The following is a 23,508-nucleotide window of genomic DNA, read 5'->3' as shown; positions in this document are numbered from 1 at the left end:
CACGTGCCGCAAGAACGGCGATGGATTTGCATCATACTGCGATGGAAGCGACGCCGTCGTGCTCGGTCGGGCTGACAGGGTCTGCGCAATCGGCCTCCCACAGCTGCTTGGCATGCTCGACATCGCTCTGGCTGACCCGGCCGATGCGGTGCGCGATGAAATCGATGCCATCGATGAGCCACAACGCCAGTTGCGGCTGAGTCAGCCGATAGAACCGACTCTGGCCAATCGACCTGATATCCACCAGTCCCATCGCCCGCAGCACCGCCAGATGCTGGGACAGGCGTGTGGGGGTGATATCGAGCGCTGCGGCCATTTCGTTGACGGTCTGGTCACCGACGCGGAGCTTCTGGATCAACCGGATGCGGTCTGGATGCGAAATCTGACGCAGCACAGTGGCAAGTTCGTTGGCGACAATCGTGCGGCTTGGCATGGGCTATTGGCCTGCATCGAGGGAAACGACGCGCAGGCCCGGGCGGGCGCTGCGCCGAACGGCGGGCTGGGCTGTGGCAATTGCGCGCCACTCCATGGGATTGCGTGGCATCCCCTGCCTGTCCCGGCATAGCTGCATGATAAACTCGTCATCGCTCACGCAGGTGACATAAGGTGCGGGCGACCCCCTGCCCTGGGTGACGATACCGCGATCCCAGACACGCGCAGCGCCCTGCAGCAGACGCTGCGCGACACGGCCCAGCCCCGCATCTGCGGCCGCCAGCGCCAGGGCCTGGACCAGCAGCGGCGCGTTGAGCGGCAGAACTGCATCGCTATCGTCTAGCACTTCGCTGGCGATGCTGCGCAGTCCCCGCTGATGCCACAGCATCGGCCAGGGGCTCCAGATGCCGGTGGTCTCTGCCAGCATGGCAAAGATCAGGCTGCGCAGATCGGGCATGACCATGATGGCATCCCAGCGTCCGGCGTGCCGCACCAGATGGCACAAGGCCTCCTCGATGGAGAGAACCTCGATTTCCTGCTCGTCGCGTGACGCTGCGCGCCCAGTCAGCAGCAGTCGGCGCACCATCGGATTGCGGCGCTGCGAATCGACCACGATGGCGACACGCCGGCGACCTTCACGCTGCGCCGCCTGCAGCATCGCCTGCATGACGACGGGGCGCGGCATGGGCGCGTCGCACGCATCATCCCTGATGCAGACCGCTGGCAACGGCGACATCAGCATCACGTCCAGCCTGCGACCTTTCAAGGGTTTGTCGGCGCCGTGATCGCACAGATAGCTCGCCACCCAATGAGCGTTCGGCAGCGCTGTCCTGGCATTGCCCTGAAGCCCCACCGGCGAGGCTGTCTGCCATGGCGCAAAGACGCAAGGCGCGGGCGCAATCGATGTGGCCCATGCAGTTGCGCGCCGCAGATCGCCGGCTGGCCGGACGGGTGTCATCTGGATGTCCATATCCAACCAACCGGCAATCTGGCCCAGCGCCTGTTGCCAGTCTTCAGGCATTGGCCTGCTTGTCTGGCCGAGCGTCAGCTTGGGACCGGCGACAATCGAAAGCGCGGGGCGATGACGGCCAGATGACCCCTGACCGGATGGACCTGCGGACATCCGGTCAGGGGTGCCGCCATGTTCAGCCTGAGGGGAATGGGTGGGGAGATCAGGCTGTTCGGGGCGTGCTTCCATGTTGGTGAACCTCGTATCGGGCGTTGACCAGGGATCGCCTAAACGGATTGCGGATTTCGCGGAAATTCAATAAAATGGACATATCGTTCGTATTTTATGAATTGCGTGAGGCAACCGCATCGATGCACCTCAACTTCAAGCACCTTCGCTACTTCCATGCCGTGGCGCATGATGGCAACCTGACCAACGCGGCGCGCAGGCTCAATGTCTCGCAATCTGCGCTCTCGACCCAGATCCGCCTGCTGGAAGAAAGCATGGGCCATCAGCTGTTTGAGCGGCGAGGACGCAGGCTGGAACTGACAGAGGCCGGCCGGGTGGCGCTCAATTATGCCGATAGCATGTTCGAGACCGCCAACGAGATGATGGCGACCTTTGCCGGCGGCAGTGGTGCAAACCGGCGGCACCTGCGCGTCGGCGCGCTTTCCACGCTGTCCCGCAACTTTCAGATGCGTTTTCTGGCCCCCATGGTCGGTCGCGACGATGTCCATCTGGTCATCCGCTCCGGCTCGCCACGCGACCTGGTCAAGGCACTGGAGGCGCACGAGCTGGACGTGTTGCTGACCAACCGCCTGCCCTTTCGCGACAGTGCCACGAACTGGGTTGCGCACCTTGTCGATCAGGCGCCGGTGAGCCTGATCGGGCCGCAGCGTGTCGATGTCACGCGGATGGCACTGCGCGACATGTTACTGACCATGCGGCTGGTGGTCCCGGCCAAGGATAGCGGCGTGCGTGCAGATTTCGACCTGATGGTCGATCGGCTGGGGATATTGCCCAACATCGTGGCGGAGGCCGACGACATGGCGATGCTGCGCCTGTTGCTGCGCGCCGGCACCGGCATCGGTGTGGTGCCGCCGATCGTGGTCCGCGACGAACTGAATGCGGGACTGCTGCACGAGATCATGGTGATCCCCGGCCTGACCGAATCCTTCTACGCGATGACCCAGTCGCGGCGCTTTCCGCATCCCCTCGTCGACCAGCTGCTGGAGATCGCCAAAATCGGCTAGTTCTGTTTTAGAGAACCTTATCTTAGTTTCATTGAATTTTCCGAAGCGAGTGCCTGGCGGTATCCGCAGCCGATCGCTTCGCCTCCGACGGGGCGGCACGGAGACGGAAATGACAATGGACATCGCGATTTGCCTCGCTCTGGCGATCACCACCTTTGCCGGCCTGGGTCTGGTGGCGCTGCTTGCTGGAGACCGTCATGCGCGCTTGACCGGAATGGCACTGGAAGCCGGCGCCCTCGCCTGCCTGGCGCTGGGCGTAGCAGCAATCGTCCGCATCGTGCAGGTCGGGCCGGTCACCACCGATCTTCTGGTCTGGCAGACCGCAGGGCTTTCCGTCCGGCTTGATGCGGTCAGCCTGCCGATCATGGTGCTGGTGGCCTTTATCGGCTGGATCGTGCTGCGCTTTGCCCGCACCTATATGGCCGAAGAGCCGCGCCGCGCCTTTTTCCAGGCCTGGCTCGCGTTCACGCTGGCAAGCGTTCTGCTGTTCGCGCTTTCGGGCAATCTGGTGCAGCTGGTGCTGGCGTGGGTCGCCACCAGCCTGTGCCTGCACCGCCTGCTGCTGTTCTATCCGCACCGCGCCGCTGCCCGGCGCGCCGCCCGCAAGAAATTCCTGACCGCGCGGGTCGCCGATGGCGCGCTGATTGGCGCTGCCGTGCTGCTGGCGACCCTGTATCGCACCGGGGACATCGGCAGCATCCTCGATGCCGCGCGATCCGGCGAAGGTGATGCCAGGGTGACCCTGGCGGTGTTCGGCCTGGCGATCGCTGCCGCCCTCAAATCAGCGCAATTCCCGCTGCATGGCTGGCTGACCGAGGTGATGGAAGCGCCGACGCCGGTCTCCGCCCTGCTCCATGCCGGGGTCATCAATGCCGGCGGCTTCCTGCTGATCCGCTTTGCCGATGTCCTGCTGCTGTCGCCTTCGGTGATGGCGGGGCTGGTGATGGTGGGCGGGTTTACCGCCGTGTTCGGCGGGCTGGTGATGCTCACCCAGCCGGCGGTCAAGACTTCGCTGGCCTGGTCCACCGTCGCGCAGATGGGCTTCATGATCATGCAATGCGGCCTGGCGCTGTTCCCGCTGGCCATGCTGCACATCATTGCCCACTCGCTGTACAAGGCGCACAGCTTCCTCGCTTCGGGCGGCGCGGTCGAGCGGATCGCGGCGTTGCGGCGGCCGGGACCGGTCGCCATTCCCGGTACGGCGGCGGTGACCAGCGCCTTTATCGCTGCCATTGCCATCTATGTCGCGATGGGCTGGGCGTTCGACTTTCAGGAAAAGTCGCCCCAATCGAACGCGCTGGGAGCCATCCTGATCTTCGGCGTCGCCTATCTGCTGGCGCAAGGGCTGGCAGGCGCGGCCCCGGTCGCGCTGATGCGCCGCATGGTCGCATATTCGCTGGTCGCGTCGCTGGGCTATTTCATGCTGCATATTCTGGCCGATCGGTTGATGTTGGGGACCCTGCCCGCCGCCCCTGCCCCCGGCCCGCTGGAATGGGTGCTGATCGTTCTGGCGGTGGTAAGCTTTGGCCTGGTTGCCTTTGCCCAGTCGATGTTCCCGCTGTGGGCCTATCACCCGGCTGCGGCGGGCCTGCGGGTCCACCTGTCCAACGGCCTGTATGCCAACGCGCTGTTCGACCGGCTGCTGAGCGGCTGGGCGCTGCGGCGCACGCTGTGACCCCCCCTGCCGACCCATGAGGAGATTGCCGTGACACACACACACCTGATCGAGCCCACCCCGGCAGGGCCGGATATCGCCGCGCTGGCCGATGCTGCCGCACGTGCCATCCCGCCTGCCTGGCCGCTGGCATCGAGCGTGGCGGTCAATCCCTATCTCGGGCAAGCCGAGCTGGATCTGGCGGCGACAGGTGCGCTGCTCGCCCGGGTCAGCGACGCTGCGGTGACGATGCCGCGCAGCTGGTATCGAGAACGGATCGCCAGCGGCGCGATCAGCGATGCCGATCTGGCAGCCGCGCTGGCGGCCAGCACCGCGACCCCGCGCCCCGCTTCGGTCGCAGAGCTGAGGCTGGCTGCACAGCGCCCGCATGTGCGTGCCGATCCGCTGCCGACGATCGCCGATCTGGCCGCCCGCGTCTCGGGAATCGATTGGCCTGCGGTCATCGCCGAACGCTTTGGCAGCTGGGCGGGCGCATGGAGCGACGAGGGTCAGGCTTTGTGGGCCGCGCCGCGCGGCAAATGCGCGTGGCGCGCCTGGCAAGCGGTGGCGACGCATGACCTGACGCCGGAAATCGTCGGCCTGAAGGGTTTTGCCGCCTTTGTCGCCGATGCCCCCGACAGCCCCCGCGATGCCATGGCTGCGAGCGCCAGTCGGCTGACGCTTCCCGCCAATGCAATGCCCACCTATTTCCACGCGCTGCTGACCAGCCTCGGCGGCTGGGCTCAGTTTGCACGCTTCCGGCTGTGGCAGGCCGAGCTGGCGGGTGAGCATGACAGCGCGCTTACTGATTTTTTGTGCATCCGGCTGATGTGGGAAGAGGCGCTGTTCACCCAGCATCGCGACAGCATCATCGACGCTTGGACACATGTGGTGGCAGCGCATGCCGCCCCGGTCGAGCCAGACGCAGATCAGATCATTGACGCCATCCTGCAGGAAGCGGCGGAACGCGCGGGCCAGCGCGATATCGGGCAGACGCTGGCAGCGAGCAGCTTGGCTGGCGATACTTCGCCTGCGCTGTTGCAGGCGGCGTTCTGCATCGACGTGCGCTCGGAGGTGTTCCGCCGCTCGCTCGAGGCGATCGATCCGGGCATCCGCACCCTTGGATTTGCCGGATTCTTCGGGCTTGGCGCATCGCACCGGCGCTTTGCGTCGGATGTCGCGGAACACCGCCTGCCGGTATTGCTGAACGCTCGGCTCACCAGCTGTTCGGGTGGTCCCGAGCACGAAGCGCAAGACCGCGCCGCACGCTATCTGTCACGCGCGCGGCGGGCGTGGGGACGGTTCAAGCTCGCAGCGGTATCGTCCTTCGCCTTTGTCGAGGCGGCAGGCCCGGTCTATTTCGGCAAGCTGCTGCGCGACGGGCTGGGCCTCAAACGCAAGCAGTTGCCGCATGATCCGATGCCGCGCCCCCATCCCGCGCTGAGCCTGGAAGACCGCATCGCTGCGGCGATCTCGATATTGCGCGCGATGTCGCTGACGCGCGATTTTGCCCCGCTGGTGCTGCTGGTCGGCCATGGTGCCAATGTCGTCAACAATCCGCATGCCAGCGGCCTGCACTGCGGGGCTTGCGGTGGATATTCGGGCGAGGTCAACGCCCGGTTGCTCGCCAGCCTGCTCAACGATCCGGCGGTGCGCGTCGGGCTCGGCGCGGCGGGTATCGTGGTGCCTGACGGAACACTGTTCCTGGCCGCATTGCACGATACCACCACCGACGCTGTGTTGATCTACGAGGGCGATCACCCCTCGCCAGCCCATGCTGCCGATCTGGTCCGCGCGCGCGCATGGCTGGCGAGCGCCGGGCTGGTGGCCCGGGGCGAACGCGCGTTGCGCCTGCCGCGTGCCGCGTCTGCCGCAAGAGTGACCCGTCGCAGCCGCGATTGGGCGGAAATTCGTCCAGAATGGGCGCTGGCAGGATGCAAGGCCTTCATCGCCGCACCACGCGCGCGCACCCGTGGCAACAGCCTGCAAGGGCGTGCCTTCCTGCACGATTATGATTGGCGGCAGGACCAGGACTTCGGCGTTCTGGAGCTGATCATGACTGCACCCGTCGTGGTCGCCAGCTGGATCAGCCTGCAATATTACGGGTCGGCGGTCGCGCCTGCAGTGTTCGGCGGCGGCAACAAGCTGATCCACAATGTCATCGGCGGCATCGGCGTCGTGGAAGGCTATGGCGGCACCATGCGGGCCGGCCTACCGCACCAGTCGGTGCATGACGGCAGCGAGCTGGTGCACGAGCCGCTGCGGCTGACCGTGTGCATCGAGGCTCCGGTGGAGGCCATGACCGCAATCCTTGAAAGGCACCCGGGAGTGCGTGCGCTGTTCGATAACCGCTGGCTTCACCTGATGGCGCTGGACGACGCGGGCCAGTTTGCCTGGCGCTATGCCGGCAATCTGCACTGGCAGCGTGTCGACAGCGATGGCCAAGTGGCGATCGAGCGCGATCTGGCCGCCTGAAACACGCGATACCGCGCGTTTCATCAAGCGCCACAGCCTGCAGCGCACGGCGCGGCGACCGCGAAGAATTGGGCGCAATCGACCCTGTGGAAAAATTTTAACCTATGTAGGTGGACCTTTTGGCGTCCTGAACCATTCAGAAGAATGTTGTGCGATGTGCTTGTCGCGCCGAGTTCAGGATTCTTGAATGTCTTTGCGTTTGCGCTCGGTGGGGTGCGTTGTTCTATGGGCTTCGGCGAGCAACCTGCCAGCAATAGCTCAGCAGATGGATCCCCAGGCCCCTGCAAGCCGTGAAGACGGAGCGGCCAGCGGGCGCTCTGATGACGCACAGGCCGATCCGATCATCACCGATGAGGAATTCGACGCCACGATCCCGGCCATAGACCCGGAAGCCCCTTTGGGCACGGTCGAGCAATGGGATGCGGAACAAGCCCAATTGGAGCGCGAGGCCGGACGGCAGCCGGGGACCGCCACCGCCACAAACGCAGACGAGACGTTGATCGCGCCGCTCGCCGACGATCCGGAAATCGCAACACCCCTGGGGCCGATCAACAGCTTCGACGTCGAGCCGTTCGATGACAGCCGTTATACCGAGGCCGATGAAGCCGCCTCGCAATCGATACGATACAGCTATCGGATCGAAGGACTGAGCGAAGCGGAGGCCCCTGCTGACGCCGAACCAGCGCCTGCCGACCCCGGATCGGTCCGGTCGCGGTTCGAGGAACTGTCAGCGCTGGACGATGGCGATGGCAAGGCCAGCAACGGCGCGATGGTTTCTGCGCGAATGCTGGAAGACCAGCAGCTGCTGGCCGATCTGCTGATCGGCGAGTGCTTTTTCGATGCGACGGTCAACGGGGCGATCGAGATGCCCGAGAGCGGCACGGGTCCGATTGTCGTCGTGCTCACCGCCTCGCCGGGGCCGTGCTATCGGCTTGGATCGATCACCTTCAATGCGCCTCCGGTCGAACCTGAAGACCTGATTTCGCGCAACTTCGTTCCCGCGACGGGCGAACCGATCGATGCCGAACGGGTTCTGGCCGCCGAGGCCAATATCAGCGTCGCCCTGCCGCAATACGGCTATCCCTTTGCCAGGGTGGGCGAGCGCGATATCCTGCTCGATCCCGAAACCCGGCGCGGCGACTATACCCTGCCCGTCATGCCCGGTGCGCGCAGCAGCTTTGGCGACATCCTGACCAGCGGCACGACGGTGTTCGAGGCCGATCACATCGCCAGGCTCGCCCGCTTCGACAAGGGTGACCTCTATGACAGCCGCCTGGTCGATGACCTGCGCAAGGCGCTGGTCGCCACCGGGCTCTATTCGCTGGTCGCGGTGCAGCCCGAACCATCGGACACCACCGCTCCCGACGGCACCCAATATGCCAACCTCGCGGTCGAACAGGCCGCTGGCCCGGCGCGCACGCTCGCTGCCAATGCGGGCTATGGCACCGGGCAAGGCATCCGCGCACAGGGCAGCTGGACCCATCGCAACCTGTTCCCGCCCGAAGGCGCGCTGATCGCGAGCGTCACTGCCGGCACGCAGGAACAGGGCGCATCCGCCACCTTCCGCCGATCGAATGCCGGACGGCGCGACCGTGCGGTGGAACTGAGCCTGTCGGCGCTGCGCAGCGACTTTGCCGCGTATGAATCATTCACCGGCAGACTGGCAGGGCGCGTTTCCTATTACAGCACCCCCATCTGGCAGAAGCGGCTGACCTACAGCTACGGCTTTGAACTTCTCGGCACCAACGAGCAGGATTTCAATTTCATTTTGGGCGAGCGCGACCGCCGCACCTATTACGTCGCAGCATTGCCCGGCCAGATCACCTGGGACCGCTCGAACGATCTGCTGGACCCGACGCGCGGCTTCCGCCTGTCGGCGCAGGTGTCGCCAGAGGCCTCGCTGGGCAGCGGGACATTGTTCTACGGGCGTGGCCTGCTGGAAGGCACCGGCTACTATCCGGTCGGCGATAGCATCGTCATCGCCGGACGCGCGCGCGTGGGATCGATCTTCGGTGCCGACCGTCCCGATATCGCGCCTTCGCGGCGCTATTACGCCGGTGGCGGCGGATCGGTGCGCGGCTTTGGCTATCAGGAGCTGGGACCCAAGGATCCCGAAAACCGCCCGATCGGCGGGCGCAGTCTGGTCGAGGCAGCCGCAGAGGTGCGCTATCGCTTCGGCAACTACGGCATCGTCGGCTTCGTCGATGCAGGACAGGTTTCGACCAGCTCGACCCCGGGCTTCAGCGACCTGCGCTATGGCGTGGGCGTGGGCGGGCGTTTCTATACCAACTTCGGCCCGATGCGGCTCGATGTTGCGACCCCCATCGCCCGGCGACCGGGTGAATCGCGCGTCGCGATCTACATCTCGATCGGACAGGCATTCTGATGGCGGACCCGATCGACATGACGCCCGAGCCGGCTGCCGAACCCCCTGTTGAGGCGACCGAGCCCCCTGCCCGGCGCACGAACTGGCTGCGCCGGATTGCCATCGGTGTCGCGGTTCTGCTGGGCGCGATCGTCGCGTTGCTGGCCATTGCATACATCTGGCTGGACAGCAGCAGCGGCAAGCGTTTCGTCGCCAAGCAGATCGCGGGCATGGAGTTCGAAAACGGCCTGAACATCGGCATCGGCTCGATCGAGGGCTCGCTCTATGGCCAGATGCGGGTGCGCGATCTGACGCTGCGCGATCCGCAGGGCGTGTTTGCGTCCTCTCCGCTGGTCGAGGTGGACTGGCGACCGTTCGCGTTCGTGAACAGCCATGTCGATATCCGCTCGCTGGTCGTCCCGCAGATGCGCCTGCGCCGCCTGCCCGCGTTCAACGAGACACCACCGACCGACGAGCCGCTGCTGCCCGATCTCGACATCGACATCGCCGACCTGCAACTGCGCCAGATCGATATCGATCAGTCGGTTACCGGCCAGCGCCATCGCGCGTCACTGGCTGGCAAGGTCCATATTGCCGACCGCACCGCCGTCGTCACTGCCCGTGCGGCAACCCAGGCCGGCAATGGTTTTGTCGGTGGCGAGACGCTGGTCGTCGATCTGCGCGCGGTACCGGAAACCAACACCCTCGATCTCGCTCTCGACCTTGACGCGCCTGCGCAGGGCCTCATCGCCGGTTTGACCGGCGTCGCCGAGCCGATGCGCGTCGATCTGCGCGGCAAGGGCGATTGGGATGCCTGGAACGGTGCATTGACCGGAACGCTGGGCGGGCAGTCTCTCGCCGATGTCGCGCTGACGGCGCGCAACGGCACGTTCACCGCGCGCGGCGACTTGCGCCCTGCCCTGTTGCTTGCCGCACAGCCCAGCGCGCTGTTCGAGCCCGAAACTGCGATCGACATCAAGACGACCGCCAACGACCGACGCTTCGATATTTCAGCGAACATCGGCAACGCCAATTTCGCGTTCGACGCCAATGGTCTGGTCGATCTGGGCGAGAGCCGGATGCGCGATCTGGCGATTGCCTTCCGGCTGTTGCAGCCCGGCACGATCGCCGAGAACCTGAGCGGTGCAGGCATCGCGGCCAATCTGACCTTGGACGGCGCGTTCTCCGCGCCGCAGATCGCCTATGAAATCACCGCAGCACGGCTGGGGTTCAACGACATGGCGGTGATAGGCCTCACCGCCAACGGCGCAGCGCGGCTCGACAAGGATGCGTGGATGATCCCGGTGAGCGCTCGCGCGCGCCGGATTGCAGGGCTCAATGCAGCGGCAGGCGGCCTGTTGCAAAACGTCCGGCTCGATGGCGACCTTGCCTATTCGAACGCCCGGCTGATGTCGGACAATATGCGGATGCGCTCCGATCGCATCGATGCGACGGCGGTCATCCTCGCTGACCTCAACACCGGCGTTTACACAGGCGCGCTCAATGGCCGCGTCAATGGCTACCGTGTCGACAGCGTCGGCATCTTCAACCTGTCGACCGATATAGACCTGGAAGCCACCGGCAATGGCGGCTTCCGTCTGGCGGGCAGCATCCGCGCCCGTTCGAGCCAGATTCTCAACGATGGGCTTCGCGAATTCCTCGGCGGCAACTCGTTGATCAATGCCAATGTCAGCTATGGCAGTGACGGCATCGGCCGGGTGACCCGCCTGACCGTGGCTGCGCCGTCTTTCCGGCTTTCGGATGGCAGCGGCTCCTATTCGACCGATGGCCAGATCCGCTTCAATGCCCGCGGCAGTTCGAACCAGTACGGACCGTTGACGGTCGCCGTCACCGGAACCGTGACCCGTCCCGTTGCCACCGTGACCGCCGCAAGGCCCGGACTGGGTGTCGGCATGTCCAACGTTGTTGCCACCCTTCGCGGCGATGGCGCCAGCTATGCCGTTACCGGCACTGGTGATACCGATTATGGCGCGTTCACTGCCGATGTGAATGTCTTTACCGGCAACGGCCCGCTGACGGTTGCCGTCAACCCCGGCACCCGGTTTGCCGATATCGGCATCACCGGCAGGATCAACCAGACGGCGGCAGGCCCGTTTGCCGGACAGCTGGTCGCCGATGGCGCGGGGGTTTCCGGCAATGTGGCGCTATCGGCATCGGGCGCATTTCAACGCGCCGTGCTTGCGATGAACGCCAATGATGCTCGTCTGCCCGGCCCTGCCGGGGTAGTCATTGGCCGGGCGATCGTCGCAGCGGACATTGTACTGACCGAACAGCCGCAGGTCGTTGCCGATATCCAGATCGCCGGCACCCGGATGGGCCAGCTGCAGATTGCTGCGGCGCGCGCCAAGGTCGATTACCGCGACGGTCAGGGCAGCGCGCGGGTGATGGCAGAAGGACGCAACAGCTTCCCGTTCCGTTTTGCCGCCAATGCCGCGCTGGCCCCCCAACTGTGGCGCGTCGCGCTGGACGGCCGCGCCAACGGCATCGATTTCAGGACGCGCAAGGCCGCGCGGATCATTCCTGAAGCGGCACAATACCGTCTGATGCCGACGACCATCGACCTGTCGCGGGGCACCATCCAGCTGGCCGGTCGCTATGGCGCGGGCATGGATATCAACGCCCGCCTGAGCGATGTCGACCTGGCGCTGATCAACCCGATCATGCCGGGCCTGGGTCTGGGCGGAACCGCGACGGGCAGTCTCGACTTCCGCCAAGCCGGTGCCGACAGCTTCCCCGAGGCGGACGCGCGGCTGGCGATCGACAATTTCACTCGCACCAGCCTGGCATCGGTCTCGCAGCCAGTGGACATGAGCGTGGTTGGGCGGTTGCAGCCCGATGGCGGCAATGCGCGCGCCATCATCCGCCGACGCGGCGCGGTGATCGGGCGTCTGCAGGTGGCGCTCAATCCACTGGCGCCCGGCGCGGGCAGCTGGACCACCCGGTTGCTGGCGGCTCCGCTCACTGGTGGCCTGCGCTATAACGGCCCCGCCGACACATTGTTCTCGCTCGCGGCGCTGCCCGACCAGAGCCTGTCCGGCGCGATCGGCGTTGCCGCTGACTTCTCGGGACGGGTGCAGCAACCTCAGCTGACCGGCATCATCCGCGCCAACAACCTGACCTATGAGAACGAGCAATACGGGACCCGGCTCACCAACATGCGGGTGCGCGGCAACTTCACCGGCGATCGGCTTCAGGTCGAACAGCTGACGGCGCGCGCAGGCAGCGGCACGATCAGCGGCGAAGGTTTTGTCTCGCTGAGCTCGGCGCAGGGCTTCCCCATCCAGCTGGCTCTGAACCTCGACAATGCGCGGCTGGCCGAGGGCAATGATCTGGCGGCGACCGCCACTGGTCAGCTCACCATCGTCAACAGCGCGAGCCAACCAGCGTTGATCTCGGGCACGATCCGCCTGCCCGAGACGCGCTATCGCATCGTGCGGCAGGGCTCGGCGCAAGTCGCCAAGCTCACCGGCGTGCGCCGCAAACCCGCGCTGGGCCGGGAACGCATCACCGGCGATCCGGAGCCGATTTCGGGCGTCCCCAGCAACTGGCGGCTTGACGTCAAGGTGGTTGCCGACAACCAGATCTACGTCTCGGGCATGGGGCTGGATTCCGAATGGGCGGCCGATATCCGTGTGGGCGGTACGACCGGCAGTCCGCAGATCACCGGCGGTATCGAACTGGTGCGCGGTACCCTGGGCTTTGCCGGACGCTCGTTCGATCTGGAAGAAGGGCGCCTGCGGTTCAACGGCGGCAGTGCCACCAACCCGGTCATCAACCTGCGCGCCAGCGGCGAGGCAGGCGACGTGACGGTCAACATCAACGTCTCCGGCACCGGGGAGAACCCGGACATCGCCTTCTCCTCCACGCCCTCGCTGCCGCAGGACGAGGTGATGGCGCGCATCCTGTTCGGCAACTCGATCGGTGAGCTCACGCCTATTCAGGCCGTGCAGCTGGCGGCGTCGCTCAATTCCCTGCGCGGCGGCAGCGGCGGTCTCAATCCGCTGGGCGTGCTGCAATCGGCATCGGGCATCGATCGGCTCAGGATCCTGGGGGCGGACGAGGATACCGGACGCGGGACATCCTTGGCCGTGGGCCAGTATATTTCGAACGATGTCTATGTCGAAATCATCACCGATACGCGCGGGTTTACCGCCACGCAGATCGAGATCAGCCTGAGCAAGGCGCTGTCGGTGCTGAGCCAGGTGGGCAGCTTTGGCGGATCGAACGTCAACGTCCAGTATCGGAAGGATTATTGATGCGCAGCGCCTTGGGCATGATGATCGGCGCATTCCTCGTACTGCTGGCGGGGTGTTCGGCAGAACCCGATTTCGACGAAAAGTTCGATCAGCGATCGCGCGAATTGAGCGAGAAGGCTCGCCAGATCGAAACCGAAGCTAATGCGCAGCTCTCCGCCGCGCGTGAGGCTGACAAAGCAGCTGCCGAGCAGGAGCAGACCGTAACGGACAACGTGAAATGACAAAGGCCGATCCACCTCCCGCACAGGCTGATGCAGAGTTGATCCAGCGCGCCACGCCCGAACTTGCGAGCCAGATGGCGCAAGATGTCCCCGGTGCGACCGCGCTTTCGCCGCTTCAGATGCCCCCCAGGGCCTGGTGGGCGATCGCCAGGCGGGTGTTCGTGATGAATGATTTCCACAACCTGGCGCTGCTGGCCGCCGGGGTTGCGTTCTTCGCGTTCCTCGCTTTCGTGCCGCTGATCGCAGTGATCGTTCTGCTCTACGGCCTGATCGCCGATCCCGCCACAGTGGCCGACAGCCTTGATCTGCTGACTGATGTCGTTCCGGGCGAAGTCCTTACGATCCTGCGCGAGCAGCTGCTCCAGATCGTGACCACCAACAAGGCGCAGCAGGGCCTGGGCCTTCTCGTTGCGCTGCTGTTTTCCACCTATGGCGCGATGCGCGCAGCGACCGCCATGATGCGCGCGCTTAACATCATCTACGAAGAGCATGAGACGCGGGGATTTTTCCGCACCACCTGGGTCGCGGTCACGATCACCCTCGGCATGGCGGGCATCGCGATCGTCGGCCTCGTGTCGATTTCGCTGTTCAGCTATGCGCGCAATTTTCTGGCTGGGTATATCGGCAATGGAGCTTTGATGCTGGCGCAGACGCTGACCTGGGTGGTCGCGGCGATGCTGGTCAGCGTCACCTTCGCGATCTTCTTTCGCTATGCGCCCGATCGTCGCGCCGCCAAATGGCGCTGGCTTTCGCTGGGTTCGGTCGCTTCGACGCTGCTATGGCTGTGCATTACCGTGGGATTCGGCTTTTACGCGTCCAACTTCGGCAATTACAATGCGACGTACGGATCGCTCGCCACCATCGTCATCTTCCAGATGTGGCTGTTCCTGTCGGCCTATTCGGTCCTGATCGGCGCGGAATTCAACGCCGAAACCGAGCGCCAGACCTTCTGCGATTCCACCGTCGGAGCCGATCGCCCGATCGGCCAGCGCGGTGCGGTGCTGGCCGACACGGTCGCGCTCGACGAGGCGTCGCGGGCCATTCTCGAAAAGCGTTCGCGCCGCCAGGCTAGCCGGTAAGCACCAGCCGACCCCTGGCGTCAGCGGGGCGACATGCCCATCATTTCTCCCAGGCGCACCGGCCTTTCCGGAGCCCAGGCCGGGTTGAGATCGATGGTTCCGGGCTTGAACAGCATGATCACCGTCGAGCCCAGCAGAAAGCGGCCCATCTCGTCGCCCTTTTTCAGCATGATTGGCTGATCCGCATAATTCCATTGCGCCAGCTTGCCGGTCCGCCGCCCGTTGACGACACCATGCCAGGTGGTGGCCATGCTGCCGACGATTGTCGCACCGACCAGTACCATCACGAACTGACCATATTCAGCGGAATCGAACACGCACACCACGCGCTCGTTGCGCGCAAACAGGTTGGTCACGCCGCGCGCGGTCACCGGATTCACCGAATACAGCGCGCCGGGAACATGGATCATGCGCAGCAGCCGGCCATCGCAGGGCATGTGGATGCGATGATAGTCCCGGGGCGAAAGGTACAGGTTGGCAAAGCTGCCATGGCGGAACTGTTCGGCCAGCGCGCCATCGCCGCCGACAAGATCGGTGATGGTGTAGCGATGTCCCTTGGCCTGGACGAGGTGATGATCGTCGATCGCGCCCAGCTGGCTGATCGCACCATCGACCGGGCTGACGAAATCCGCGTCTGCAATGGGGCGCACGCCTGCCCTGAGCGGACGCGTGAAGAACGCATTGAAGCTGGCATAGCTAGCGATGTCAGGGTTGGCTGCCTCTGTCATGTCGACCTTGTACCGGCTGGCGAACCAGCGGATGAGCTGCTGCGTCGTCGCGCCAGCTTCCGCCTGCGCCACCCTTCCGGCGAGCCGCGTCAGCAATTGCTTTGGCAGGCCGTGTTGCAACAGAATTTTCAGGCGGTCAGACATGCTATTCCTTCGGTCGTGATGGGCCGGGCTTATCAATGATCGTGCGCGAAGGCACCAAAATGTCGATCAGCCGAAGGCGATAGTGCTGCAGGCGGTCGGATCCCTCCACCGCCGCGCGCTTGCATTCGCAGCGGGCCAGCGCCACAGTGCAGCGGCATGACGCGCGACACGGATCTGGAAACGCTGCTTCTGGGGCCTGTGCTGCCAGAGCGCGACTGCGGCGGCTGCGTCGCGTGCTGTGTGACGCTTAAGGTCGACACGCCCGATTTTGCGAAGCCTGCCGGAACCCCCTGCCCGCAGCTCGGGCCGCAAGGATGCAGCATCCATGCGGTGCGGCCAACGATCTGCCGAACCTGGTTCTGCGCCTGGCGCAGGGTGGCGCAGCTGCCAGACGAGGCGCGCCCCGACAGGAGTGGCCTGCTGATCTCGATCAATTTCGAGCGCGCCCCGCGCAACTGCTTCGAAGGTGTGGCGATCAACATCCGGACCCTGCCCGGCAGCGATGCCATCGCCAGCGGCCTGGCGGCGCGCGTGCTCGATATCCTGTGCACCCAGCTGGTCGCCGTGTGGTTCAGCGATGGATCGAAACGGATGCTGATGCACCCGGAGGATGACGTCGCCCGGCTGGTCCTGTCGGGCGATCCCCCGCCCCCCGACCACGCCGAAGAGGTGGCCGCATGGCGCGAGCGCTATTCAGCCTTCCTGCCCCCGCTGTAACCTTGCACTCGCCACCATCGTATGGCTAACGGTGGACATACGATCGGCGATCGGTAAAACGGGCGCCAGGGAATGCAGGAGTGGGATGATGAGCGGGATTGACCGGAGGCTGTTCGTGGCGGGCGCAGGAGTCGCCTTGATCGGCGCGGCAGCGAAGACGAGCGGCGGACGCATCATACTGCCCTTCGGCAACGGAGAACGCCCACTGGTCACAATGCCCGGCAAGCGCGAGATGATCCTGCTCACCAGCCGCCCACCGCAGCTGGAAACGCCGTTTTCGGTGTTCAACGATGGGCTGCTGACCCCCAATGACGCGTTTTTCGTCCGCTATCACCTCTCGGGCCTGCCGACCGAGATCGACCCGCGCAGCTTCCGTCTGAGCATCGGCGGGCATGTCGACACGCCGCTCGAGCTTTCGCTCGACGCGCTGCGCCGCGATTTTCCGGTGAGCGAGGTCGTCGCGGTCAACCAGTGTTCGGGCAACAGCCGTGGCTTTGTCACGCCGCGCGTCGCCGGAGGACAGCTGGGCAACGGCGCGATGGGCAATGCGCGCTGGCAGGGCGTGGCGCTCAAGCACCTGCTCGCCAAGGCGGGGGTGCGCGCAGGTGCGGCCCAAGTCACCTTCAACGGTCTCGACAATCCACCCGCCGATGGCATCGCCGATTTCGTCAAGGCACTCGATCTCGACCATGCAAGTGATGGAGAGGTGATGGTCGCCTATGCGATGAACGGCCAAGAGCTTCCCTTCCTCAACGGCTATCCGCTGCGACTGGTGGTGCCGGGCCATTTCGGCACCTATTGGGTGAAGCACCTCAATGAAATCAACGTCGTCGACAAGGATTTCGATGGGTACTGGATGAAGACCGCCTATCGCATCCCCGATAATGACTGCAATTGCGTCGAGCCCGGCACCAAGCCGGACAAGACCCTGCCCATCGCGCGGTTCAACGTCCGCTCGTTCGTCACCAGCCACACCGATGGCGCGCAGGTTGCAGCAGGCAAGGCCACCGAACTGCGCGGCATTGCGTTTTCCGGAGGCGACCCCGTCAATCGCGTGCTGGTCTCGCCCGATGATGGCCGCAGTTGGCAGGACGCGAAGCTGGGCGAGGATCTGGGGCGCTATTCCTTCCGCGAATGGAAATTCGGCCTCACGCTCGCTGCAGGCCGTTACCCGGTGCGGGTGCGCGCCGAGACGGTGAGCGGCGAGATCCAGCCGCTCGAGGCGAGCTGGCAGCCGGCGGGCTATATGCGCAACGTGTCTGAAACAACGATGCTGGAGGCGGTGTGATGCGCAGCAAGGGATTGGTCATCGGGCTTGGCCTGCTTGCCGTGGCCGCAGGCGGCGCGGCGCTGACGGTCTATCAGCGCGGCGATGGCCCTGCCCCAATCGGCATGAGCATGGAGCCAGTGAGCTACCAGTTGCCCGAAGAGACTGTGCCAGAAGCGCTGGCCGATGCCGGAGCGGAGGCGGTGGTGAACAACTGTTCGGCTTGCCATTCGCTCGAATACATCACCACCCAGCCGCCCGGCATGGGCGAGAAATTCTGGCACGATGAGGTGACCAAGATGGTCAAGGTCTATAGCGCGCCGATCGAGCCCGATCAGGTCGAGGTCATCGCCAAGATCCTGAACGACCGCTTCGGTTAGGCAATCAGCATCACCGCCGCGAATGAAGCGATCAGGCTGACGAGCGTCGCAATCGCCACAGGGATCGCGGGACGGATGCCGGTCTGCATCAGCAGATCGAGGCGGCTGCGCATCGCGGTCGCGATCACCGCGATCAGCAGCAGGCCCTTGGAACCGCTGAGCGCAATGTCGCGCGCCGGGGCTGGAATGCTCACCAGTGAATTGAGCAGCACTACGCCGAAAAACGCGACGATGAACCATGGCAGCGCCAGCCGCTTCCACAGCGGGTCGCCCTCCGCCGAGTTCGCGCCGCCAATCACCAGCCCAGTGATGATGACCACCGGCGCCAGCATCGCCACACGCGACAGCTTGACGATCGCCGCATAGCTGCCCGCCGCTTCTGAGAACGCATAACCGCCACCGATCGCTTGCGCGACATCGTGGATCGACGCGCCGATCAGGAAGCCTGCCTGCTCGTCGGTGAGGTCGAGATATTCGGCCAATATTGGATAGAGCGACATCGCCAGCGCGCTCGCCAGCGACACGACAACCAGGGTGATCGCAAACTGCGACTGGTTGACCCGCTCGCGCCCGATGATGCCATAGAGCGCCATCGCCGCGCTCGCGCCACAGATCGCGGTCGCGCCACCGGCCAGGATGCCGGTGTAATGCGATTGCCCGACGAGCCGCGCGCCGACGATTCCCGACAGGAAGGTCACCGTCATGATCCCCGCCAGCGCGGCAAAAGGCTGAACGCCCAGCGATCCGATCTGCGCGAAGGTCACCTGCAGCCCCAGCAGCACCACGCCGAAGCGCAGGCAGGTGCGCGAGGCGAAATCGAGCCCCATATGGCTGCGCGGGTCCTTGGCGACGAAGCTCAGCGACAGCCCGATCAGGAGGCCCAGCAGGATGATCGGGAAGTTGTAATGTTCCGACAGCCAGGCCGCCGCCGCAGCGGCAATCGCGCAGATCACCAGGCCCTGGAACACCGTTTCGCGCGGCTTCGACGTATCAGGTGCTGGCTTGGGCGTGGTTTCGGCAAGGTACATCTCGCCGAAAAGGTCGCCGGCTGCGGGCAGCGAATCCCAGTCAATATCCTGCCGTTTCACGCGTCCCTCCACCCAACCAGCCCAAAAGTATGTCCTTCGGTGTCATATAACGCTTTTCTTACGCTCGCGAGCGGCTATCGTGCAAGCAAGAAGCGCGGCACAAGTGCGCACTACCGGGAGGATCGCGATGAATGAGGCACAACAGCAGGGCGTGGCGCGCGGCGCGGCGATAGCGCTGGTGGCGCTGCTGTTCCTGGGCAATGCGCTCAATTATGTCGACCGGCAGGTGCTGGCGCTGCTCAAGCCCACTTTGGAGGCCGAGTTCGGCTGGTCGGACGCGGATTATGCGCATCTCGGCTCCTCCTTCCAGATTGCCGCAGCGGGCACCTTGCTGTTCGTCGGCTGGTTCGTTGACCGGCTGGGCGTGCGCGTTGCCTATTCGATCGCGGTGATTGTGTGGAGCGCCGCCGGCATGGCGCATGCGCTGGCGCAGACGGTGCAGCAGTTCGTTGCCGCGCGGATCGTGCTGGCGGCAGGCGAATCGGTGAGCACGCCTGCCGGCCTCAAGGCTGCGGCGATGTATCTGCCGGTGAAGGAACGCAATTTCGCCATTGGCCTGATCAACACCGCGCCCAATATCGGCGCTATCATCACCCCGCTGCTGATCCCGCCGTTTGCGCTCGCCTTCGGCTGGCAGGCCGCGTTCTGGGTCACTGGGGCCCTGGGCTTTGTCTGGCTCGCGGGCTGGTGGTACGGCACCAAGAACCTGAAGCCGCTGGGCGACCTGCCCGAGCGCGCGCGCGTGCCATGGGGAACCCTGCTCTCCGACCGCAGGACCTGGACCGTGATCGGCGCGAAATTCTGCATCGATGCAGTGTGGTGGTTCGTGCTGTTCTGGATGCCCGATTTCTTCAACCGGCAGTTCGGCATGGCGCAAGGCGACCTGGGCTGGCCGATCGCGATCATCTTCACATTGGCCGCGCTGGGCGCGATCACCTCGGGCGGACTGTACCCGATCCTGCTAAGCAAAGGCATGACCGTCAACGCCGCGCGCAAGACCTCGATGCTGTTCTACGCACTCGTCGTGCTCGCGATGCCGCTGGCATTGACCACCGGCAATCCGTGGATCGCGGCGGTGCTGATCGGCCTGGGGCTGTTTGCGCATCAGGGCTTTTCGACCAACGTCTTCGGCATGACCGCCGACATCATCCCCGCCACCCGCGTCGCCAGCGTGATCGCGCTGGGCGCGGTCGCGGGCAATTTGTCGGGCACCGCGATCATCGAGTTCGCGGGCTATTCGCTGGGCAGCGGCATGGGATACGTGCCCTTGTTCGCGATCTGCGGCAGCGCGTATCTGGTCGCGCTGGCGTTCATCCAGGTGATGATCCCGAAGCTGAAGCTGGCGGCGGAGTAACGATGCATCGTGGCCGTTGGCCACTGAAGGCGAGAACAAATATTGCCGCTTGCCAAGTGTCACCCTCCGTCGGGAGGCACCCAAGGCACGCGACCGTCAGCCTTGCGACATTTGCGCGACGAGCTTGCCGTAATTGTTCAGGATCGCTTGCCAGCCATCGCGTTGCATCTCGACCGGGGCAGCATCATCTGCATCGAACGTCGTTTCAACGGTCGTCCCGCCATCTGATGGCGCGAAAGTCGTGCGTGACTTGCGCCCATCGTCCAGCCGTAACGTGAGGGACCGAGGCATATCGACCTCCTCATAGGTGCCTGTGAAGTCGAAGCCGAAACTTCCGTCCTTGGCCTCCATCCGGGCCACATGCGTTCCGCCGACACGAAGGTCGATGCTCGCCGAGGGGCACTGCCAATCGTCAGATGCGAAATTCCATCGGGTCACCGCATCCGCGTCCGTATAAAGCGCCCAGGCCCGTTCGGGTGCGACAGGGACCGTCGTAACGACACTTATCTGCTCAGCGGGCATGCGTTTTCCTCCATCGTTCAAGGCCATTTCGCCGAGCCACGATACTCGAGATGGGGCGCGAGAGGAAGGTGTCGCATCCGTGAGGAGTGCACCATCACTTCTATCATCCGCGATCCAGCCCGGCAGAGCGAGGGGAGAATTTGAGGCAAGAAAAAGGGCCCCGGACGTTGCGCCCGGAGCCCCCATATCTGCCCTGTGACCCGAAGGGCTTATGCTATCGTCGTAACCCTCAGCGCAGACGTGCGCGGAAGCTAACACCGAAATAGCGGTCCGCATCGCGCGGAATCTGCAGGCGCTGGCCGGCGCTCACGTTGAGCAGCGCGTAGGCCTTGTCGGTGATGTTCCGCGCCAGGAAGCTGATGCGGTAGTTGTCTTCTGGATCCGAGACACCGATCGAGCCGTTCCAGATGCCATAAGCCGCGATCGGGCCGGATTCGCCGAGGTCGGAGAACTGGCGGCTGACGTGGCGGAAGTCGGTGTCGAGATAGACCTTCACCGCGCCCAGATCACGCTCGTAGCTGGTGCCGATGGTCCAGGTGAACTTGGGCGCCAGCGGCAGCTGGGTGCCGTTGCGGGCATCCGGCGCGTTGGTGGCGGGGTTGGGGTTGAAGCGCTTGACCGTCGCATCGGCATAGGCGCCGCTCGCACGCAGCGTCCAGCCATCGACCGGCACCGCGAGCAGATCGATTTCGAAGCCTTCGCTCTTCACCGAACCGGCATTGGTCAGGTTTGAAACGACCGCGCCGTTCAGCAGCACGAAGTTGTTCGCCTGGAAGCCGTCATAGGTGACGGTGAACGCCGAGGCGTTGATCTGCAGGCGGTTGTCGAGGAACTGCGACTTGATGCCGATCTCGAACGCGTCAGAGGTTTCCTCGTCGATCGGGATCGCGTTGGTCGGCGCGGTGTGGTTGAAGAACACGTTGAACGCCGGGCCCTTGTAGCCGCGGGTGTAGCTTCCGTAGAGCATCACGTCTTCCGATGGCTTGAACTGCAGTGCGGCGCGACCCGAAAGGTTGCCGTTGCTGATCTGCCCGCGCGAAGTGTTGGTGCCGTTGCCGCCCGAGGCGATCGTGCCGCCAGCCGGTGCACCCGAGACGCCGGGGCCGGTAGCCGGAAGGCCCGTTGTCGCGTTGACGCCCGGCGCGCGGGTATGGACGAAATCGAGCTCATCCCAGGTGTAGCGCAGGCCGCCGATCAGCGCGAGCTGCTCGGTCAGGCGATAGGTGGCCTGGCCGAAGATCGCGTAGTTGCGCGACTTCACGTCGCTGAACGAGGTTGCAGTCGGGAACAGCGTGTTGGTGCGGTCATTCACGTTGCACGGACGGCCACCGGTGATCGGATCGATCGGCAGGGTCGATGTGGCGCAGGTGATGTTGCGGCGGGTGAAATCCTGTTCGTTGTCCGAACCCCAGATGAAACCGCCGACCTGGTAGAAAAACGGCTTGGACTGGTCCGACGCCAGACGCACTTCGAGCGAAAGCTGCTCGGTGCGGACCGCGCCATTGTCGTGCAATTCGCCGGTACCGACCAGTGCGCGCGGCAGGAAGTCACCCTCGCGGATTTCGATGTTTTCCCAGTTGCGATAGCCCGCGACGACGCTGAGCACATGGCTGGTGAACACATCGAAATCGCCCGATGCGGTCAGGCTCCACTGCTTGTCGGCGGTGCGGGTGACGAGGTTGTGGTTGACGAAACGCTGGTCGACACCGCGCGCAATGCCGCCGGGCAGGCCGAGTTCGGCGTCGAGCACCGCCCCGCGGCTGACGCCGGTGACATCGGCGCAGCAATCATCGTCGGCTTCGAAATAATCGGCGATGAAGCGGAAGCGCGAGCCGCCATTGTCATAGTCGAGAATGCCGCGTGCGCCGTAATGCTCGTAACCGTTGATCTGTTCGCGGCGACCACCGTTGATGTTGGTGATGTTGCCGTCGAAGCTGCCATAAAAGCCGGTGATGCGACCGGTCAGGCCTTCGGCCAGCGGACCGGAGATCGCGGCGCGCAGGCGATATTCGTCGCCCTCGAAGATGTCGGCGCGCGCTTCGGCTTCGAAGCTTTCGGTGCCGCCCTTGGAGATGATGTTGACAAGGCCCGCCGACGCGTTCTTGCCGAACAATGTGCCCTGGGGGCCGCGCAGCACTTCAAGACGCTCGGCATCGACCAGGTCCATGAAGGCCTGGCCCGAACGGCTGAGGACGACGCCATCAACCACGGTCGAGACGCTGGGTTCGGCTGCAACCGAGAAGGTGATGGTGCCCACGCCGCGCATGACGATAGCGCTGTTGGCGCTGGTGGTGCCCTTGCGGAAGGTGACCGAAGGAACCAGCTGGGTCAGACCTTCAAGGCTGGTGACACCCGAAGATTCGAGCCGGTCGGCGGTGATCGCGGTGATCGCGATCGGCACGTCCTGCACGTTTTCCGCGACCTTCTGTGCGGTCACGACGATTTCGGTGATGCCGCCGGTGTTTTCTTCAGCGGCTTCCTGCGCATGGGCAGGCATGGCCAGGCCGAGCGACAGTGCGGTGGCAGACAGCGCCAAAGCGCGTGCGGACGGATACTTCGTGAACTTCATTCAACCTCTCCCTGCGAGACTTAGCGGTCGTAGC

The 23,508-nt window shown here is 64.7% G+C and carries 17 protein-coding genes; 11 read left to right on the top strand and 6 right to left on the bottom strand.

The window, feature by feature from the left end; genetic code table 11:
- Nucleotides 1-31 precede the first annotated feature (31 nt).
- On the bottom strand, nt 32-433 hold the full coding sequence (locus D618_RS17970) for a metalloregulator ArsR/SmtB family transcription factor (protein WP_017670827.1): 402 nt from the start codon (nt 431-433) through the stop codon (nt 32-34).
- 3 nt (nt 434-436) lie between these two features.
- Nucleotides 437-1,402: a hypothetical protein gene (locus tag D618_RS0107175; protein WP_152414584.1), complete on the bottom strand. Its 966-nt coding sequence runs from the start codon at nt 1,400-1,402 to the stop codon at nt 437-439.
- Between the two features lie 302 nt (nt 1,403-1,704).
- Here D618_RS0107175 and D618_RS0107170 point away from each other — a divergent pair, with 302 nt between their 5' ends.
- The 7 genes from D618_RS0107170 to D618_RS0107140 all read left to right on the top strand — a co-directional run bounded on the left by D618_RS0107170 (nt 1,705) and on the right by D618_RS0107140 (nt 14,705).
- Nucleotides 1,705-2,634 carry a LysR family transcriptional regulator gene (locus tag D618_RS0107170; RefSeq protein ID WP_017670825.1) on the top strand — a complete coding sequence of 310 codons (930 nt, stop codon included), beginning with the start codon at nt 1,705-1,707 and terminating at the stop codon, nt 2,632-2,634.
- A 109-nt stretch (nt 2,635-2,743) separates the two neighbouring features.
- Nucleotides 2,744-4,309, top strand: coding sequence for a proton-conducting transporter membrane subunit (locus D618_RS0107165; protein ID WP_238550613.1), 1,566 nt, complete (start codon nt 2,744-2,746; stop codon nt 4,307-4,309).
- A 30-nt stretch (nt 4,310-4,339) separates the two neighbouring features.
- Nucleotides 4,340-6,763, top strand: coding sequence for a DUF2309 domain-containing protein (locus D618_RS0107160; protein WP_017670823.1), 2,424 nt, complete (start codon nt 4,340-4,342; stop codon nt 6,761-6,763).
- Nucleotides 6,764-7,028: 265 nt separating this feature from the next.
- On the top strand, nt 7,029-9,149 hold the full coding sequence (locus tag D618_RS0107155) for a BamA/TamA family outer membrane protein (protein WP_017670822.1): 2,121 nt from the start codon (nt 7,029-7,031) through the stop codon (nt 9,147-9,149).
- A complete protein-coding gene (locus D618_RS0107150) occupies nt 9,149-13,405 on the top strand; it encodes a translocation/assembly module TamB domain-containing protein (protein WP_017670821.1) in 4,257 nt (1,418 codons plus the stop codon). The genes D618_RS0107155 and D618_RS0107150 overlap by 1 nt, the downstream gene beginning before the upstream one ends.
- The gene (locus D618_RS0107145) at nt 13,405-13,626 is read left to right on the top strand and encodes a hypothetical protein (protein WP_017670820.1); all 222 of its coding nucleotides are present in this window, start codon (nt 13,405-13,407) and stop codon (nt 13,624-13,626) included. The genes D618_RS0107150 and D618_RS0107145 overlap by 1 nt, the downstream gene beginning before the upstream one ends.
- Entirely contained in the window at nt 13,623-14,705 is a 1,083-nt protein-coding gene (locus tag D618_RS0107140) for a YihY/virulence factor BrkB family protein (RefSeq protein WP_017670819.1), read from the top strand. The genes D618_RS0107145 and D618_RS0107140 overlap by 4 nt, the downstream gene beginning before the upstream one ends.
- 20 nt (nt 14,706-14,725) lie before the next feature.
- On the opposite strand, the gene asd is transcribed toward D618_RS0107140, so the two are convergent.
- Nucleotides 14,726-15,577 carry an archaetidylserine decarboxylase gene (gene asd, locus D618_RS0107135; RefSeq protein ID WP_017670818.1) on the bottom strand — a complete coding sequence of 284 codons (852 nt, stop codon included), beginning with the start codon at nt 15,575-15,577 and terminating at the stop codon, nt 14,726-14,728.
- A 156-nt stretch (nt 15,578-15,733) separates the two neighbouring features.
- On the opposite strand from asd, the gene D618_RS0107125 reads away from it, so the two are divergent.
- The 3 genes from D618_RS0107125 (at nt 15,734) to D618_RS20025 (ending at nt 17,941) form a co-directional block, all read left to right on the top strand.
- Complete coding sequence (locus D618_RS0107125; protein WP_017670816.1) at nt 15,734-16,294, top strand: YkgJ family cysteine cluster protein; 561 nt, start codon at nt 15,734-15,736, stop codon at nt 16,292-16,294.
- Between the two features lie 88 nt (nt 16,295-16,382).
- Complete coding sequence (locus tag D618_RS0107120; protein WP_017670815.1) at nt 16,383-17,582, top strand: molybdopterin-dependent oxidoreductase; 1,200 nt, start codon at nt 16,383-16,385, stop codon at nt 17,580-17,582.
- The gene (locus D618_RS20025) at nt 17,582-17,941 is read left to right on the top strand and encodes a hypothetical protein (RefSeq protein WP_017670814.1); all 360 of its coding nucleotides are present in this window, start codon (nt 17,582-17,584) and stop codon (nt 17,939-17,941) included. The genes D618_RS0107120 and D618_RS20025 overlap by 1 nt, the downstream gene beginning before the upstream one ends.
- On the opposite strand, the gene D618_RS0107110 is transcribed toward D618_RS20025, so the two are convergent.
- The gene (locus D618_RS0107110) at nt 17,938-19,029 is read right to left on the bottom strand and encodes a putative sulfate exporter family transporter (protein WP_017670813.1); all 1,092 of its coding nucleotides are present in this window, start codon (nt 19,027-19,029) and stop codon (nt 17,938-17,940) included. The genes D618_RS20025 and D618_RS0107110 overlap by 4 nt on opposite strands.
- 127 nt (nt 19,030-19,156) lie before the next feature.
- Here D618_RS0107110 and D618_RS0107105 point away from each other — a divergent pair, with 127 nt between their 5' ends.
- On the top strand, nt 19,157-20,383 hold the full coding sequence (locus D618_RS0107105; protein WP_017670812.1) for an MFS transporter: 1,227 nt from the start codon (nt 19,157-19,159) through the stop codon (nt 20,381-20,383).
- A 96-nt stretch (nt 20,384-20,479) separates the two neighbouring features.
- Here D618_RS0107105 and D618_RS0107100 read toward each other — a convergent pair whose 3' ends face one another.
- Both D618_RS0107100 and D618_RS0107095 read right to left on the bottom strand, forming a co-directional pair.
- Entirely contained in the window at nt 20,480-20,905 is a 426-nt protein-coding gene (locus D618_RS0107100) for an SRPBCC domain-containing protein (RefSeq protein WP_026091400.1), read from the bottom strand.
- Between the two features lie 229 nt (nt 20,906-21,134).
- On the bottom strand, nt 21,135-23,474 hold the full coding sequence (locus D618_RS0107095; RefSeq protein WP_026091399.1) for a TonB-dependent receptor: 2,340 nt from the start codon (nt 23,472-23,474) through the stop codon (nt 21,135-21,137).
- Nucleotides 23,475-23,508: the final 34 nt, after the last annotated feature.

The organism is Blastomonas sp. AAP53 (assembly GCF_000331245.1).
Classification (GTDB): domain Bacteria; phylum Pseudomonadota; class Alphaproteobacteria; order Sphingomonadales; family Sphingomonadaceae; genus Blastomonas.
This window is presented reverse-complemented; position numbering and strand designations above follow the sequence as displayed.